The 15,563-nt window shown below is 53.5% G+C and carries 12 protein-coding genes; 7 read left to right on the forward strand and 5 right to left on the reverse strand.

Annotated features, from left to right (window positions below):
• Positions 1-21 precede the first annotated feature (21 nt).
• Entirely contained in the window at positions 22-912 is an 891-nt protein-coding gene (locus CHB79_RS12165) for a LysR substrate-binding domain-containing protein (protein WP_089360109.1), read from the reverse strand.
• 128 nt (positions 913-1,040) lie between these two features.
• On the opposite strand from CHB79_RS12165, the gene CHB79_RS12170 reads away from it, so the two are divergent.
• The 5 genes from CHB79_RS12170 to CHB79_RS12190 all read left to right on the forward strand — a co-directional run bounded on the left by CHB79_RS12170 (position 1,041) and on the right by CHB79_RS12190 (position 7,364).
• Positions 1,041-2,207 carry a 2-aminoethylphosphonate--pyruvate transaminase gene (locus tag CHB79_RS12170; RefSeq protein ID WP_089360110.1) on the forward strand — a complete coding sequence of 389 codons (1,167 nt, stop codon included), beginning with the start codon at positions 1,041-1,043 and terminating at the stop codon, positions 2,205-2,207.
• A gap of 218 nt (positions 2,208-2,425) precedes the next feature.
• Positions 2,426-3,766, forward strand: coding sequence for an MFS transporter (locus CHB79_RS12175; protein ID WP_089360111.1), 1,341 nt, complete (start codon positions 2,426-2,428; stop codon positions 3,764-3,766).
• Between the two features lie 56 nt (positions 3,767-3,822).
• A complete protein-coding gene (gene phnX, locus CHB79_RS12180) occupies positions 3,823-4,650 on the forward strand; it encodes a phosphonoacetaldehyde hydrolase (RefSeq protein ID WP_089360112.1) in 828 nt (275 codons plus the stop codon).
• A 91-nt stretch (positions 4,651-4,741) separates the two neighbouring features.
• The gene (gene exaC / locus CHB79_RS12185) at positions 4,742-6,262 is read left to right on the forward strand and encodes an acetaldehyde dehydrogenase ExaC (RefSeq protein WP_089360356.1); all 1,521 of its coding nucleotides are present in this window, start codon (positions 4,742-4,744) and stop codon (positions 6,260-6,262) included.
• A 235-nt stretch (positions 6,263-6,497) separates the two neighbouring features.
• On the forward strand, positions 6,498-7,364 hold the full coding sequence (locus CHB79_RS12190; RefSeq protein WP_089360113.1) for a LysR substrate-binding domain-containing protein: 867 nt from the start codon (positions 6,498-6,500) through the stop codon (positions 7,362-7,364).
• A 48-nt stretch (positions 7,365-7,412) separates the two neighbouring features.
• On the opposite strand, the gene CHB79_RS12195 is transcribed toward CHB79_RS12190, so the two are convergent.
• The 3 genes from CHB79_RS12195 to CHB79_RS12205 are packed head-to-tail and all read right to left on the reverse strand — an operon-like array spanning position 7,413 to position 11,263.
• Entirely contained in the window at positions 7,413-8,432 is a 1,020-nt protein-coding gene (locus tag CHB79_RS12195; RefSeq protein WP_089360114.1) for a putative 2-aminoethylphosphonate ABC transporter substrate-binding protein, read from the reverse strand.
• A gap of 45 nt (positions 8,433-8,477) precedes the next feature.
• Positions 8,478-10,181 (reverse strand): putative 2-aminoethylphosphonate ABC transporter permease subunit, encoded by a 1,704-nt coding sequence (locus CHB79_RS12200; protein WP_089360115.1) that lies wholly within the window; start codon positions 10,179-10,181, stop codon positions 8,478-8,480.
• Positions 10,178-11,263, reverse strand: a complete 1,086-nt coding sequence (locus tag CHB79_RS12205) for a putative 2-aminoethylphosphonate ABC transporter ATP-binding protein (protein ID WP_089360116.1) — start codon at positions 11,261-11,263, stop codon at positions 10,178-10,180. The genes CHB79_RS12200 and CHB79_RS12205 overlap by 4 nt, the downstream gene beginning before the upstream one ends.
• A gap of 494 nt (positions 11,264-11,757) precedes the next feature.
• On the opposite strand from CHB79_RS12205, the gene CHB79_RS12210 reads away from it, so the two are divergent.
• Positions 11,758-12,594: an EamA family transporter gene (locus tag CHB79_RS12210; RefSeq protein ID WP_089360117.1), complete on the forward strand. Its 837-nt coding sequence runs from the start codon at positions 11,758-11,760 to the stop codon at positions 12,592-12,594.
• Here the strand turns inward: CHB79_RS12210 and CHB79_RS12215 are convergent.
• The gene (locus tag CHB79_RS12215) at positions 12,591-13,448 is read right to left on the reverse strand and encodes a LysR substrate-binding domain-containing protein (protein WP_089360118.1); all 858 of its coding nucleotides are present in this window, start codon (positions 13,446-13,448) and stop codon (positions 12,591-12,593) included. The two genes, CHB79_RS12210 and CHB79_RS12215, sit on opposite strands and share 4 nt — an antisense overlap.
• A gap of 516 nt (positions 13,449-13,964) precedes the next feature.
• On the opposite strand from CHB79_RS12215, the gene CHB79_RS12220 reads away from it, so the two are divergent.
• On the forward strand, positions 13,965-15,296 hold the full coding sequence (locus CHB79_RS12220; RefSeq protein ID WP_089360119.1) for a sigma-54 dependent transcriptional regulator: 1,332 nt from the start codon (positions 13,965-13,967) through the stop codon (positions 15,294-15,296).
• Positions 15,297-15,563: the final 267 nt, after the last annotated feature.

Consider the following 15,563-nt stretch of genomic DNA (forward strand, 5'->3'; position numbering starts at 1 on the left):
GCCAAAGCGCATCAAGCACCGCTAGACCCCGCTCGTGTCCTTTGCTGAGGACTCTCGTACGATATTCAGGAAGGTTTCGATTATTCGTCGCGAGCCCTGTTCCTTGAGGCACACAAGGGTTTCTGTCATGTATTGCTGGCTGTCTACAATCGGCAAAACATGCAGGCTTCGACTTGAACCAAGTTCTGCCGCAGAGACTATTCCTACACCCAAACCTGCGGCGACGGTTTCAAATACTGCTTCCCGGCCCTCTACCTCAATTGCAGTGCGTAGCGTGTGACCCGCACTGCGCATCTCGTCTGCTATGTATTGCCGAGTCATGGAGCCTTGTTCACGCAAAACCATTGGCACTTCATGCAGGTCTTCCAAGTGGATGCACTGGCGACTGCTCCATGGATGGTCTGGTGCAACAAATGCCACCAAGGGCGCAGTACTTAACTCCACGCGTAATAAACGCTCATCTTCTACGGGGCGCCCGACGATTCCGACATCCGCCTTGTAGGCGAACAAACGACTCAGCACTTCATCGGTATTACCCGTTACCAGACGCACGCGAATACCTGGATAACGCTGATTGAATCGAGCAATAAATGGCAGTCCATGTACCGGTGAGTCGACGGCGAGCGTGAGACTTCCCGTTTGCAGAACACTTGAGTTAGACAGTAACTCCTGAGCTTCATCAGCCACGGTATATAGGCGTTGCGTGATGCCCAACAGCTGTTCACCCAATTCGGTCAGGTGCACCGAGCGTTTGTTTCGATGAAATAGCAATATCTCAAAATGCTCTTCAAGCTTGCGTACCTGATCAGACACTGCCGGCTGGCTGAGAAACAGCTTTTGTGCTGCCCGGGTAAAACTTCCGGTCAAGGCAACCGCATGAAATGCACGCAACTGAGCATTGGAGACAGCCATAGTGATTCACCAGTTATAAGTTTTAGATATTTCTAAAATATTATTAATCGATTTTATTTATTCATGGCAAATTGTTTTTATCTCTCCATCGCGGCAGAACGTCGCAAACCGAAACGCTGGAGACGATTATGAGCAAAGCAGAGTTCCTCCCAAACCGACCTGCAATTACCGCCCCGGCACTGGGCGAGCCTTTTCTGCTCACGCCAGGCCCGTTGACCACTTCGTTGGCGACCAAGCAAGCCATGTTGCGAGACTGGGGCTCCTGGGATGGTGATTTCAATCAGGTGACTGCCGAAATTCGCCAAGGCTTGCTGGTTATGGCCGGTATCAGCGATGACAGTTATTGCTGTGTCCCCTTGCAAGGCAGCGGGACATTTGCGGTGGAGGCCGCAATGGCCACCGCTATTGCACGAGATGGTAAGGCATTGGTGTTGATGAACGGTGCTTATGGAAAGCGCGCCGGACAGATACTCGACTACCTGGGGCGTGCGCATGTTGATCTAGATATGGGCGACTATTTGCCTCCAGAGCCGGAAAAAGTGGCCGAGATGCTCGACGCTGATCCAGAGATTACAGACGTATTTCTGGTGCATTGCGAAACCAGTTCCGGAATTCTCAACCCTCTCAAAGAACTTGCCGAAGTGATCAAGTCGCGCGGCAAGGGGTTGATTGTCGATGCAATGAGCTCATTTGGTGCGGTGCCTTTGACGGTCGATCAGATCCCATTTGATGTCATGGTTTCCTCCGCTAACAAGTGTATCGAAGGTATTCCCGGCTTTGGTTTCGTCATCATCCGCCGCACCCTACTGGAGCAATCAAAGGGTCGGGCTCACTCACTGAGCCTCGATCTGTTTGAGCAATGGCAGTACATGGAGCGCACCGGACAATGGCGCTTCACTCCCCCAACCCACAGCGTAGTTGCATTTCGTAAAGCGCTTGAACAGCACCAACAAGAGGGCGGGGTTGCGGGTCGTGAGGCGCGCTATACGAATAATCGCAACACCTTGGTTGCGGGAATGCGTGCGCTAGGATTTAAAACGCTGCTCGAAGATCAATGGTTGTCCCCAATCATCATTACATTCTTCAGCCCTGAGCACCCGAATTTCGAGTTCAAGCGTTTTTACGATGAACTCAAAGCCCGTCAGTTCGTGATCTACCCCGGAAAACTGACGATTGCCGAGAGTTTTCGCATCGGCTGCATCGGCCAGATCGACGAGCGCATTGTCCTGCAGTTGCTACGTGCAATCGCTGATGCATTGGATGTCATGGGTGTAGATCAGTCGTCTAACACATGATGATGTTTGCCTGAGTAACAAGCGTCTCCAGGGGCGCGCTGTAAGAGTTCATCTCCATCTGTAAAGCGTCGTTTGCTCCAAGAGCTAATGGCGCCGAACGGTAAGAGTGTGGGCTCGATTCATCTGAAATCCGTTCATCGTAACGGACAAGAAGTGCACTTAAAACAACAAAAAACGGCAGCCAATTTGACTGCTAGCATCTTCCAGAGGAATACCGCATGAACACTTCACCTTATGCATCAGCGAGTGGCAATCCCTCCAGTCGGCGTCGCTGGCGTTTACAGATTTTCGCCATTACCTGGCTTGCTTATGCTGCATTCTATTTTACTCGCAAGGCCTTTTCTGTAGCCAAATTGGGTATCGGTGATGATCCAGATTTGCTGATGGAAAAAGCGGTTATGGCTAACCTCGATGCTCTCTACTTGGGAGCCTATGCTGTTGGCCAGTTTACCTGGGGTATCCTTGCAGACCGCTTCGGGCCACGCGTGGTTGTACTGGGTGGACTGATCATCTCCGCCTTGGCCGCAGCCATCATGGGCACCTTCGCCACGCTCCCCATTTTCGCCACCTGCATGCTTGTTCAGGGTTTGGCGCAGTCCACTGGTTGGTCCGGCCTCTGTAAGAATATTGGTAGTTTCTTCTCCACCCAAGAGCGCGGTCGTGTGCTTGGATGGTGGTGTACCTGTTACGCCTTTGGCGGCCTGGTGGCTTCGCCCTTTGCCGGCTGGATGGCGTATGAAGTCTACGGTAACTGGCGCGCCGCATTTATTTCCACTGCCGCAGTGGTTGCGATTGTCGCCTTGCTGTTTTTCATCTTTCAACGCAACAGGCCGCAAGACGTCGGCCTACCTCCCGCCGAGCCTCTGGGTGAAACCGATGAGGCTGCAGTACAGGCCCATCCCAGCTTTGTTTCCTGCCTGAAAACCATCATCAAGAACCGCACCGTGCTGGTGCTTGGCCTGGCTTATTTCATGCTCAAGCCCGCGCGGTACGCCATTCTCTTGTGGGGGCCAGTGATGGTATACGAGCGCATGCCCGAGATCGGCAAAGTTGCCTCGGCTATTGTACCGAGCGCCTTCGAGGTCGCCGGTCTGGCAGGGCCTATTCTGATTGGCCTGCTTTCTGACAAGTTCTTTGGTGCTCGCCGCTTTCCTGCTTGTGTTATCAGCCTGATAGCGCTGACGGCCTGTTTGATTCTGTTCGTGCCAGCCATGGCCACTGGTAGCGTATTGGTGGTGGTTGCACTGCTGTTCATGATGGGCCTGACTTTGTACGGACCGGACTCAATGATCAGTGGCGCTGCTGCGATTGATTTCGGTAAGGAAACTGCTGGAACTGCTGCAGGTTTCGTCAACGGTTGTGGTTCGGTAGGCGCAGTGCTCGGCGGGCTACTGCCTGGCTACTTCGATACCGAGACCGTGTTCCTCTGCTTCAGTGGCTCTGCCGTGTTCGCAGTCCTAATCATGCTGCCGTTCTGGAACAGCCGTCCGCAGGGCAGAGTGAGCCCCGATCCATTTATTCCAAATCGCGACATCAGCAGTACCCCTGTCAAGGCCTGAACCTTAATAGCCAATTATTCACTGGCCTTTTGTAGGCCATTACTGGAGTCATCCACATGAACTATGAAAACCCTAGCCAATTGCAAGCCATCATCCTCGACTGGGCCGGCACAGTTGTCGACTTTGGTTCCTTCGCCCCCACGCAGATCTTCGTTGAAGCCTTTGCCGAGTTCGGCGTGGAGGTTTCCCTCGCTGAAGCTCGCGGACCGATGGGTATGGGCAAGTGGGATCACATCCGTACCCTTTGCAATGAACCGCAAATCGCCGAGCGCTACTGTGCTGCGTTTGGCCGTACGCCAACGGACGATGATGTCACCGCCATTTACGAGCGCTTCATGCCGCTGCAGATCGAAAAAATCGCCGTGCACTCGGCGCTGATTCCTGGCGCATTGGAGACCATTACTGGCCTGCGCAATAAGGGTTTGAAGATCGGTTCCTGCTCTGGATATCCTGAAGTGGTCATGGAGAAGGTCGTGCAGCTGGCCGAGCGTAATGGCTATGTTGCCGACCATGTGGTTGCCACCGATGAAGTGCCAAATGGCCGACCTTATCCAGCACAGTCGCTGGCCAATGTCATCGCCTTGGGCATCAGTGATGTCGCAGCCTGCGTAAAGGTTGACGACACCTGGCCGGGCATTCTCGAAGGCCGCAGCGCAGGGATGTGGACCGTCGCGCTGACCTGCTCGGGCAATGCTTTGGGCCTGACGTACGACGAGTTCAAGAACCTGCCAGAAGCAAAGCTCAAGCAGGAACGCGCGCGTATCGCCTCGATGTTCGAAGGTTCGCGTCCGCACTACATGATCGACACCATCAATGATCTGCCGGCGGTGATCGAGGAGATAAACGCTCGCCTCAAGCGCGGTGAAACCCCTCAGGGCTCTTGATCCTGAACCAGGCCAGAGCGGCTGATCGAGCGCTCTGGCAGCCTGTTTTGTTGCTCTGTCCAGCGCTCTATCGATATGAGAGGCCATGCCCATGATTTACGCCAAACCCGGTACGCCAGGTGCTGTTATTAATCTTAAACCACGTTATGGCAATTTTATTGGTGGCGAGTTTGTCGCCCCAATCAACGGCACCTACTTCACCAACACCAGCCCGGTCGATGCCTCGGTGATCGGTGAGTTTCCCCGTTCCGCCATCGCAGATATCGAGCGGGCCCTCGATGCGGCCCATGGGGCTGCCGATGCCTGGGGCAAGACTTCGGTTCAGGCGCGCTCGTTGATTCTGCTTAAAATTGCCGACCGCATCGAAGCCAATCTGGAACAATTGGCCGTGGCCGAGACGTGGGACAACGGCAAAGCCGTGCGCGAAACATTAAACGCCGACGTGCCGTTAGCCGCCGATCATTTTCGTTACTACGCTGGTTGCATTCGCGCCCAAGAAGGCAGTGCCGCTGAGATAGATGAGCATACGGCGGCGTATCATTTCCACGAACCCTTGGGTGTGGTTGGGCAGATCATCCCATGGAACTTCCCGCTACTTATGGCGGCCTGGAAGCTTGCGCCGGCCCTGGCCGCGGGTAACTGCGTGGTACTCAAGCCCGCCGAGCAGACGCCGCTTTCCATTACCCTTTTCGCTGAGCTGATTGGCGACCTGCTGCCGGCTGGCGTGCTGAATATTGTGCAGGGCTTTGGTCGCGAAGCCGGAGAGGCGCTGGCCACCAGCAAGCGCATCGCCAAGGTTGCATTCACGGGTTCTACCCCGGTGGGTTCGCACATCCTTAAATGCGCCGCAGAAAACATTATTCCCTCGACTGTGGAGCTGGGCGGCAAGTCGCCGAATATCTTCTTTGAAGACATTATGAATGCTGAGCCCGCCTTTATCGAAAAGGCTGCCGAAGGGCTGGTGCTGGCGTTCTTCAACCAGGGCGAAGTCTGTACATGCCCTTCGCGGGCGCTGGTGCAGGAATCGATCTACCCGGCGTTCATGGCCGAAGTCATGAAGAAGATCAAACAGATCAAGCGCGGCAATCCGCTGGACACTGACACCATGGTCGGTGCGCAGGCTTCGGAGCAGCAATACGACAAGATTCTCAGCTATTTGGAGATTGCTCAGCAGGAGGGCGCCGAGTTGCTGACCGGCGGCGCGGTTGAATGCCTTGATGGCGACCTGGCTAGCGGCTATTACATTCAGCCGACCTTGCTCAAAGGCAGTAACTCGATGCGTGTATTCCAAGAGGAAATATTCGGACCTGTAGTGGGTGTGACTACCTTCAAGGACGAAGCCGAAGCCTTGGCGATCGCTAACGATACCGAGTTTGGCCTGGGAGCAGGTGTCTGGACCCGGGATATAAACCGCGCATACCGAATGGGCCGTGGGATCAAGGCGGGGCGGGTGTGGACCAACTGTTATCACCTGTATCCGGCGCACGCTGCCTTCGGTGGCTACAAGAAGTCGGGCGTCGGCCGTGAGACCCACAAGATGATGCTCGACCACTACCAGCAGACAAAGAACCTGCTGATCAGCTATGACATAAACCCGCTCGGGTTCTTCTAACCTCTAGCCCCGGCAGCCATGGTTGCCGGGGCAGATGGCGTTAACGGCTTAAACAGTTGAAATCTCTGAGTGGTTCATTTGACACCACGGCTCGCAAACTCCGTAACAGGTGAATAAAAGGTTGGCCGCACCACTCTGAGCATTAGCAGTTGTTTAGTGAGGTATAGTTTTTGCCTTCAACATAGCATCACCTAAATTTCAATTTTGGGTCTATGTATAAGGCAGAGCGATAACCATGAACCTGTTTCAACTCCGCGCTTTTGATGCTGTCGCTCGAGAGGGCAGTTTTACCCGCGCTGCGATACGGCTGCATATAAGTCAACCAGCTGTCACTGGCCATATCAAAATGCTCGAGGAGCATTACCAGATCAAGTTATTGAGGCGCACGGCGAAGCGTGTCGAGTTGACCCATGAGGGCGGTCAACTGGCAACCATTACCCGGGCAATGTTCAGTTTGGTGGAAGAAGCGCAAAACCTGCTTGAAGCGAACCAGCAGCTACTCACAGGACGACTAGAGGTAGCTGCCGATGGGCCACACTTGGTTATGCCGCTGATTGCAAGTTTGCGCGCACTTTATCCAGGTGTAGTGGTTAATTTGCGCTTGGGCAACGCGCAGGAAACACTTGCGGCATTGCTCTGTGAACACGTCGATGTTGCTGTGATGACCGATGTTGAACCGCGCAAAGAACTGCGCCTGCAAGCCATGTGCGTTTCACAGATATGCGCGCTCGTCCCTATCGCGCACCAGTGGGTAGGGAAGCGAATTGGCATTGAACAGCTGGATCAACAGATCATGGTACTGCGTGAGCCGGATTCAGTTACCCGGCGTACATTTAATCGGGCATGTGAGCATTCAGGCGTTAAGCCGCGGGTTTTGCTGGAGTTGGACAGCCGCGAAGCAGTATCTGAGGCGGTAGCGGAAGATTTGGGCATAGGCATCGTTTCGTCGGCCGAGTACAGCCATGATCCGCGTTTAGGGGTGGTGACAATTGTTGGCGATGGTTTGACCAATCAGCACATGATCGGCTGCCTGGAGCGGCGTAGTCAATCGCGACTGGTTGAGGCTTTTATGGAGTTGGCCAACACTAAACAGGGGGCTTGAATGCAAGCGGCGGTGCACCATGAACTGCCGCTTGCAACCTGATGACCGTTAGTTTTTTGGCTCTGACTTACCGTCATAACGCTCACGCCACTTCTCCAGTACTTTGGCACGCTGGCTACCGGCTTTGTTGAAGTCCACAGAGATCAAACGATCGTAATAGGCGTCTGGCATCTCTGCCAATTTGACATTGAACTCAGGCCGCGCCAATGCCGCCGCGTTAGGTTGATAGAGCAGAAATGCTTTTTCGCTGATGGCAAAGTCTTCGAGCTTTTTTGCTGCTTCGAGTTTTTTACTGCCCTTGATCAGTGCAACTGAGTTGATATCCAGCCCCAGGCCTTCCTTCGGCAGCACGATGTCCAGCGGGGCGCCTTGCCGTTTAAGTGTAATAGCACGAAAATCCAGTGAGATACCTATAGGGTATTCACCCATTGCAGCCTGTGTGCAGGGTTTTGAACCTGAGTGGGTGTATTGGCCGATGTTGGTGTGAAGCTTGTCCATGAATGTCCAAGCTTTGTTCTCACCCATGATTTGCAGCCAGGCATTGACGGCTGAATAGCCAGTGCCGGACGAGGCAGGGTTGGGCATTACGATTTTGCCTTGATAAACCGGATTGGTCAGGTCTTCCCAGCTGGTAGGGATCGGCAGGTTCTGCTTCTTGGCTTCCACGGTATTTACACAGACCGCAGTGGCCTCAACACCATTGCCCACCCATAACGGTGGATTTTGTGGATCACGGAATTTGGCATCTAGCTTTTCAACGCCCTTGGGGGCATAAGCTTCGAGCATTCCTTCCTTGCCAAGCAAGGCTACGCTTGAGGCATACAACCCCCAGATGACATCTGCTCGCGGGTTATCTTTTTCGGCGAGGAGTTTGGCCGTGATAATCCCAGTAGAGTCGCGCACCCATTTGATCTCAATGTCCGGGTTTTGAGTTTCAAAGGCTTTTTTGTAACCTGCAAGCTGTTCATTTTCCATGGCGGTATAGACGGTCAGCTCGGTGGCAAAGGCGCTACTTGTAATGCCTAAACCAAGAACTGCAGCCGTGAGTGTATTCCAAGTTTTAATCATGGTAAGCCTCTTACAGTGGGTGAGTGATATCAGGAAAAAGGTGGTTCAAGCACGCCAGAGCTGGGTATGCCTGAGCAGGCCGCGTGAGAGCCCATAAAGCATCAGCGAGATTGCTGCTGAGGTCAGAAGAATCAGGGAAGACAGGGCGGCACTAGCGCCGATGTTTCCTGAGTCATCGAGATTGAGCACGGCCACCGCGGCTAGAATCGTATCCGGGCTATAGAGGAAAATAAGTGCGGATACTGACGTCATGGATGAGACGAACAGATAGCGGAATACTTCAAGCAATGCCGGTAGGCAGATAGGCAGAGTGACGCGCCGGTAAGTGGTGAGCAGTGGTACTTTCAAAGAAAGTGAAGCGGCCTCAATCTCTTCATTCAGCTGGCGCAACGCCGTGGTGGCAGTCATTTGTGCCGGGGTGAGGAAGCGCATGATGCAACAGACGACCATCAATCCTATGCCGCCATACATGCCATTTAGAGGGTTGCTGGGGCTGTTGAAGAAAAACACGTAACCCAGGCCCATGACCAGTCCGGGTACAGCCATAGGCAACATGCACAGCAAGCGCAAAAGACCGTCGAGCCAACCGCTGCTGGTTTTCTCCATCAGGTAGGCGCAGGTGAAAATCACCGGCGTGCCGACCACAGCGGTCAGGCTCGCCAGCAATAAGCTGTTGCGATAAGCCAGCCAGCCAACACCACCAGAAGATTCAAAGTCGTAGTGACGCAGCGAGAATGACAAATCATACGGCCAGAAGTTGATCAGCGAGGCTGCAACGGCCATGACGACCAGACTCAGAAGTGCGATGGCAACCGCTGCAGCAGCCAACAACAAGATGCTGTCACGTAGACGATTGCTGGGCGCCACATAGGTGGGTGCCTGGCTGCTGACTTGGCTGCCGCGTAATTTCCGCATCCACAGATCAACTGCAAAACTGATCAAGGCAGGGACTAACAGAATGCTGCCAATCAGAGCGCCCTCGGAGAATTTTTGCTGGCCGACCACCGACTTGTAAGCTTCCATCGCGAGGACCTGATAGTCGCCGCCGATCACAACGGGAATGCCAAAGTTGGTGATGGTTTGGGTAAAGACCAGGCAGCTGGAAGCAAAGACTGCGTAACGCGTGCCAGGCCATGTCACATTGAGGAAGGTTTTCCAGTGATTGGCACCCATGCTGACCGAGGCGTCATAAAGGCGGGCATCGGCCATACCCAATGCGGAGATCAGAATCATCAAGGCCATAGGGAAGTTGTAAAATACCTGACCCAACACAATGCCCGAAAACCCGTAGATTCCATCTGGGAACCAGGCTTTCAGCAAGCCTTGATTGCCAAAGAGGTAGATCAAGGCGATTGCCGACAACATGGAGGGCGCCATCAGCGGTAGTAAGGCAATACCTCGTAGCAGGCTTTTACCTGGTATCCAGCTACGTTGCAGGGCGTAGGCAAACACGTAGGCAGTGGGGACCACCAAGGCAACGGTGCTGAGTGAAACCTTGACGCTATTACCAACCAGCCACATAAAGCGCGAACTGGTGAGCATTTGCCATACCCCGTTCAGGCCGCCCTCCACATCGAAAACTTTGCCCAGCATGGCGATCAGCGGTAATGCGAGGCCGATCACCACAAATGAGACCATTAGCGCCTTCACGCCACGGGTAAACAAGAAGTCGAGTTGTTGTGCGCTGGCCGTTTTCAATAGTGCTTTGCGCTGTGCCGGCTCAGCTTGAATGTGCTGCACACTGGTCATGCCGCTGCTCCCGGAAAAGCTTGTAAGCTGTGAGATGGCAGCGTTAGCCATATGCGGCCGGTATTAAGGGGCATGGCGGTCAGATCTGTGCTTATTTCTGCAACAAGGTGCTGGTCCTCGAGTTGTTCCAGTGCGACTGTCAGGCGATAGCGATTGCCTAGAAACAGCTTGTCAACAATTTGCGCGGCGATGCTGTTGCTGGCCTGTGGAAGATTGTCGACGCGCAACGCTTCGGGTCTGCAAAAGAGTCGGCCCGGGCCACCATCAGGGATATTGTCCAGGCTCAGTGAAAGTGGTCCAAGATGGGCTTTGCCCTGACTCGTACTCTGATAGTCGAGCCAATTGGCTTGGCCGATAAAGTTGGCGACAAAGGGGGTGGCCGGATTGCGATATATATTTTCCGGGGTATCGAATTGTTCAATCCGTCCCTGGTTCATTAAGGCAATTCTGTCGGCCATGACCATTGCCTCATCTTGGTCATGGGTGACCATTACGGTTGTGATTCCCAGATTCTTTTGCAGACTGCGCAATTCGTGACGCAAGTGCTCACGGACTTTGGCATCCAGTGCGGACATTGGCTCGTCAAGCAAGAGCAATGACGGCGAGGGTGCTAGCGCGCGTGCCAGGCCCACGCGCTGCTGTTGTCCTCCGGATAGTTGGCCTGGGTATTTGTTGGCGATTGCGCTGAGCCCAACCAGCTCGAGCATTTGCTCGGTCCGCTCGCGCATTTCAGAGCGCAACAGGTTGCGTGTGCTCAGGCCATAGCTGATATTTTGGGCAACGGTCAGGTTGGGAAACAAGGCATAAGACTGAAACAAAATGCCGTAGTCGCGATCTTGTGGATGAGCGCGTGAGATATCACGTGGGCCCATCATCAGACGACCGCTGTCTTGTTTCTCCAGGCCCGCAATTATGCGCAGCAGGGTGGTTTTCCCACATCCGGAAGGACCGAGCAGGCATACCAGTTCGCCGGCATTAACATCGAGTGAAACATCGCTAAGCACACTTTGTTTACCAAAGGACTTGCCGATGTTATGGATAGAGAGCGGTATGGTCGAAATCTGACTGAACGATGAGGCCATGATGTATCCCTATGCAGTGCCAGCTACCGAAACTAATCGGTGAAATCGCTGTAAACGACTAATGAAAATCGGTTTTGGCAGATAGGAATAGAGCGGGCGTAGATACTCTGGCGGCGTCTTACGCAGTTGCAGTCGCTTGGATCTGGTGTATCACGACGAGTTGAACTGACAAACACAAAACTAAAAAAGAACCAACATCATGACCATAATGCAGGGGTTGCATTTGCTTGCGTCATTAATAAGTTCTATTTAAAACAAGTAGATAGGATCGATTTGTGTAGCTTTTGAGGTTAAGGAGTGCTGGGCAAAAATGACTATGACTCCATAGGAATATTGACCTAATGGCAATGAAAACGCCGTTCGCCAGCCAGCCGAGGTCAATTCAGGCCGCCGCTTCAACAATCAGTCAGATTGATAGGGCGCTGCTTTATAACCGATTGGACTGATAGCTTAGTGATTGGCAAGCTTGGGCTCTTCTTATAGAGAGCTCATCTATGTCCGATATCAACTTGGCCACACTTCTTGTGCTGATTTCGGCATTTATGCACGCCAGTTGGAATGCGGTGGTCAAGTCCAGCAACGATCGATTGTCAGCGATGGCGATGGTCGATGTTGTGGCCTTTGTTGTTGCCCTTATCGCCGCTCCCTTTGTTGCGGTGCCATCGCTATCTGTATGGGGGCTGATCGGGTTGTCCGTTACGGTCAATCTGTTCTATCGCTACTTCCTGATCAATGCATATCACTTTGGGGATTTCGGCCAGGTGTATCCGCTGACTCGCGGTTTACCACCTTTGCTGGTGGTGATTTTTGCAGCATTGTGGCTGGGTGAGTCATTACCTGCATTGGGAATATTGGGGGTTGTGATTCTGTCGCTGGGGGTGCTCAGCCTCCTGCATGTGACTCGCCAATGGCGTGCGCCTTGCTATGCCTTGGCCGCAGGTGTTTGTGTGGCCTTGTATACGGTGATTGATGCTTACGGCGTGCGTAGCGCAACGGGCGTTCTGTCTTATTTGGTGTACTTCACGCTACTGCTGAGCGTGCCTATTCCTCTGTTTGCCGCGGTGTCCCGGCGCTCGGCGTTGCGCAAACACCTCCGTGAATATTGGCCAATATCAATATTTGGCGGGCTGACATACAGCGCTGCTTACGCATTGGTTTTATGGGCTATGACATTGGATAACGTGGCAAAGATCGCCGCACTGCGAGAAAGCAGCGTGATCATTGGCGCGGTGATTGCCACGCTGTTGTTCAAAGAGCCGTTCGGCAAACGTAGGTTGATTGCGGCAATAACGGTGACTGTCGGTATTGTACTGATCAAGTTGGCCGCTTAACCGAAATGGGTTTGTGCAACCTGCAGGAAGTTGTCGATGAGTCGTGCGCCGCGCCGCTCCTTGAGGCAATAGATGAACTCATCAAGGAGCGTTGATTGCTGGATAGTCACTATGCGAAGTTCCTGACTGTCCGGCACTTCGTGCCTAGCAATAATACTCACGCCGATATTACGCAATACGGCTTCGCGAATGGCCTCACGGCTGCCAATTTCTATCACATTCTCAAGTTTGATTTGGGCGCGAGTGAGCATGTCCTCGGTCAGCTGGCGGGTGTGCGAGCCATGCTCACGCATCAACACGCAATGACCTTCAATTGCACTCAGTGGAATACGACCCTGGTTAGCTAGGGGATGCCGGCGATGCACAATCAGCACCAGCGGATCTTGGCCCAGGCGCATGCAAAAAAGCCGCGAGTCGGTCAATTGCTGAGATGAGGTCACCAGATCAACCCGGTATTCATCAAGCGCATCCATCATTTGCTGCGAGTTGCCCAATTCCAGGCTGATGTGACCACTGTGGGTTTCGCGGTATGCCTTGAGCAGGTCTAGGATGTAATACGGCGCTGTGGCTCCAATGCGTAGACGCCCCGCATTGCTGCCGGCGTTACTCAGGAAAAACTCGACGTTCAAACTATGGCTGATCATCGGTTTGATCAGCGGTAGTAAACGTGTTCCTGTTTCACTCAGAGTCAGACGCCGGCCGCCGCGATAAAAAAGCTCGACAGCAAAATGGCTTTCGAGTTGGCGGATCTGGTTGGTGACTGTCGGCTGGCTCAAGCCCAGCCGCTTGGCTGCAAGCGTGACGCTGCCCAATTGGGCAACCATGTAGAAGGCTTTTAGTTCCGATTCCAACATTGTCTGTGCTCTGAGTGCTGCTCGGCTCGTGGGTCCGACATAAGAATTATGTGAGCTATCTTAAAGGCTTGGGCCCAAGAGTACATGCGCCTAGTCCAAGCGCCTATAAGTGGGACTATCTGTCGCCGCATTCCGGATCATCTACAAACCTAGCGAGGGCGCTGCTGGCCTAAGTACAACAGCCTGTTGTGTAGAGGACCGGCTGTTTTGACAGGGTTTCAGCCTCTGAAGTGACAGCTGCTCAATAGATGCTTTAGGCAATGTCACATAGTGAACCTTTTGCCTGCGTTAGACGAGGTGTGCATATGGTTCACCGGTTGCGGAACTGCGTCACAAAAAATGCAGTTATTTCGCCCGGTTAATCTCCAGATCCGCTTGTTTTGAACGGCTAGTTATTTAGCGTTAGCGCCTTAGTATGAATTGTTCCAAGTCGTTATCTAAAGTATTGCTAGGGTAACTGTAATCGCGCCTAAGCCTTTGATTAAAAACGTTAATTATTTGGCGCCAAGGAAAGGTATGCTTAATGATACGAGTACATTGCGGCGCCTCCTGGTAGTAGACCCATGTGATGATTGTCGCTCGCTGTTACCGGGTCTGCGAGAAGCAGGATGGACCGTGGAAGGCTGCATGCTTGAGCATGCGGAGGAGCGCGACTGCGATGTCGGTTTGATCCGGCTCAATGAAATGCACTTGCGTCGCCCAGCCGCAATCAAGCAGTTGCTAAGCCGTAGCGGCACCGAGTGGATTGCTGTGCTCAGTCCTGATTTGTTGTCGTCGGCTAATGCGTTGGGTGAGTTTGTCGGCGAGTGGTTTTTTGACTACCACACCCTGCCGTTTGATGTGTCTCGGGTGCATGTGACCTTGGGTCGGGCCTACGGCATGGCAAGGTTGCGTGGTCGCAAAAGCGGCGTTATTGACGATCATGAAAATGAGTTGCTTGGGCAGAGTGCGCCCATCCGTGATTTGCGCAAGCTATTGGCCAAGTTGGCGCCGACGCATTCTCCGGTGCTGATTCGTGGTGAAAGCGGCACAGGTAAAGAGCTCGTCGCAAGAACCCTGCATCGGCGCTCGAGTCGAGCAGGTAAGCCGTTTATAGCGATCAATTGCGGGGCAATTCCCGAACACCTTATCCAGTCGGAGCTGTTTGGCCACGAGAAAGGGGCATTCACCGGTGCGCACCAGCGCAAAATCGGCCGGATCGAGTCGGCAGACGGTGGCACCTTGTTCCTTGATGAGATTGGCGATCTACCCCTTGAGCTGCAAGCAAACCTGCTGCGTTTCTTGCAAGAGAAACAGATAGAGCGTGTGGGCGGGAGCCAGCCGATATCGGTTGATGTGCGAGTCCTGGCCGCCACCCATATTGATCTGGAGGCCGCGATCAAGAATGGCAGCTTCCGTGAAGACCTGTATTACCGCCTCAATGTGCTGCAGGTGCATACCGCCGCCCTGCATGAACGGGTGGCGGACATACCGATGCTGGCGAATTATTTCGCCAGTTTGTACAGCGCCGAAACAGGTCGACGGGCAAAGCGCTTCAGTGAAGATGCCTTGAGGCAGTTAACCGAGCATAAATGGCCCGGTAATGTGCGTGAGCTGGCGAACCGCGTGAGGCGTGGTTTGGTATTGGCAGAGGGACGCCAGATTGAAGCCAAGGATCTTGGCCTTGAACAAAGCAGCGTGCTGATTGAGCGGCTTGGGACCCTGGAAGACTATAAGCGCAGAGCCGAGATCCAGGCGCTCAGCGATGCAATGGCAAAGTACCCGGAAAATTGCAGCCAGGCGGCACGTGGCTTGGGTATTTCGCGGCCGACATTTTACCGCTTGCTGCATAAGCATCAGATTCGCTGATGCTCAACCCCTGAAAAAATAGGGCGTGACCATAAGTACGCAGCCCGTTGCAATCAGCAGCAAGGTGTTGCTGACGAAGTAGGGAAAGATCATTAATCCCAGCCCGCAAACGAAAGGTATCGTCCTGTTGTGTTTGCGCCCGTAGATAAAAAAGCCCAGGCCGATCGATCCAAATAGTAAGCCCCAGAGTATTGCCTGAATATCCACAACCACCTCAATCCAGCCTGTTTGACCGAATGGTAGGCGCACGCAGACCTGAGCGAAATA

The sequence above is a fragment of the Pseudomonas segetis genome, from assembly GCF_900188155.1.
Classification (GTDB): Bacteria; Pseudomonadota; Gammaproteobacteria; order Pseudomonadales; family Pseudomonadaceae; genus Aquipseudomonas; species Aquipseudomonas segetis.

Bases quoted from the DNA above. Each gene is read 5' to 3' on its own strand.
- CHB79_RS12165 (WP_089360109.1), bottom strand. From the start codon at position 912: ATGGCTGTCTCCAATGCTCAGTTGCGTGCATTTCATGCGGTTGCCTTG.
- CHB79_RS12170 (WP_089360110.1), top strand. From the start codon at position 1,041: ATGAGCAAAGCAGAGTTCCTCCCAAACCGACCTGCAATTACCGCCCCG.
- CHB79_RS12175 (WP_089360111.1), top strand. From the start codon at position 2,426: ATGAACACTTCACCTTATGCATCAGCGAGTGGCAATCCCTCCAGTCGG.
- phnX (WP_089360112.1), top strand. From the start codon at position 3,823: ATGAACTATGAAAACCCTAGCCAATTGCAAGCCATCATCCTCGACTGG.
- exaC (WP_089360356.1), top strand. From the start codon at position 4,742: ATGATTTACGCCAAACCCGGTACGCCAGGTGCTGTTATTAATCTTAAA.
- CHB79_RS12190 (WP_089360113.1), top strand. From the start codon at position 6,498: ATGAACCTGTTTCAACTCCGCGCTTTTGATGCTGTCGCTCGAGAGGGC.
- CHB79_RS12195 (WP_089360114.1), bottom strand. From the start codon at position 8,432: ATGATTAAAACTTGGAATACACTCACGGCTGCAGTTCTTGGTTTAGGC.
- CHB79_RS12200 (WP_089360115.1), bottom strand. From the start codon at position 10,181: ATGACCAGTGTGCAGCACATTCAAGCTGAGCCGGCACAGCGCAAAGCA.
- CHB79_RS12205 (WP_089360116.1), bottom strand. From the start codon at position 11,263: ATGGCCTCATCGTTCAGTCAGATTTCGACCATACCGCTCTCTATCCAT.
- CHB79_RS12210 (WP_089360117.1), top strand. From the start codon at position 11,758: ATGTCCGATATCAACTTGGCCACACTTCTTGTGCTGATTTCGGCATTT.
- CHB79_RS12215 (WP_089360118.1), bottom strand. From the start codon at position 13,448: ATGTTGGAATCGGAACTAAAAGCCTTCTACATGGTTGCCCAATTGGGC.
- CHB79_RS12220 (WP_089360119.1), top strand. From the start codon at position 13,965: ATGCTTAATGATACGAGTACATTGCGGCGCCTCCTGGTAGTAGACCCA.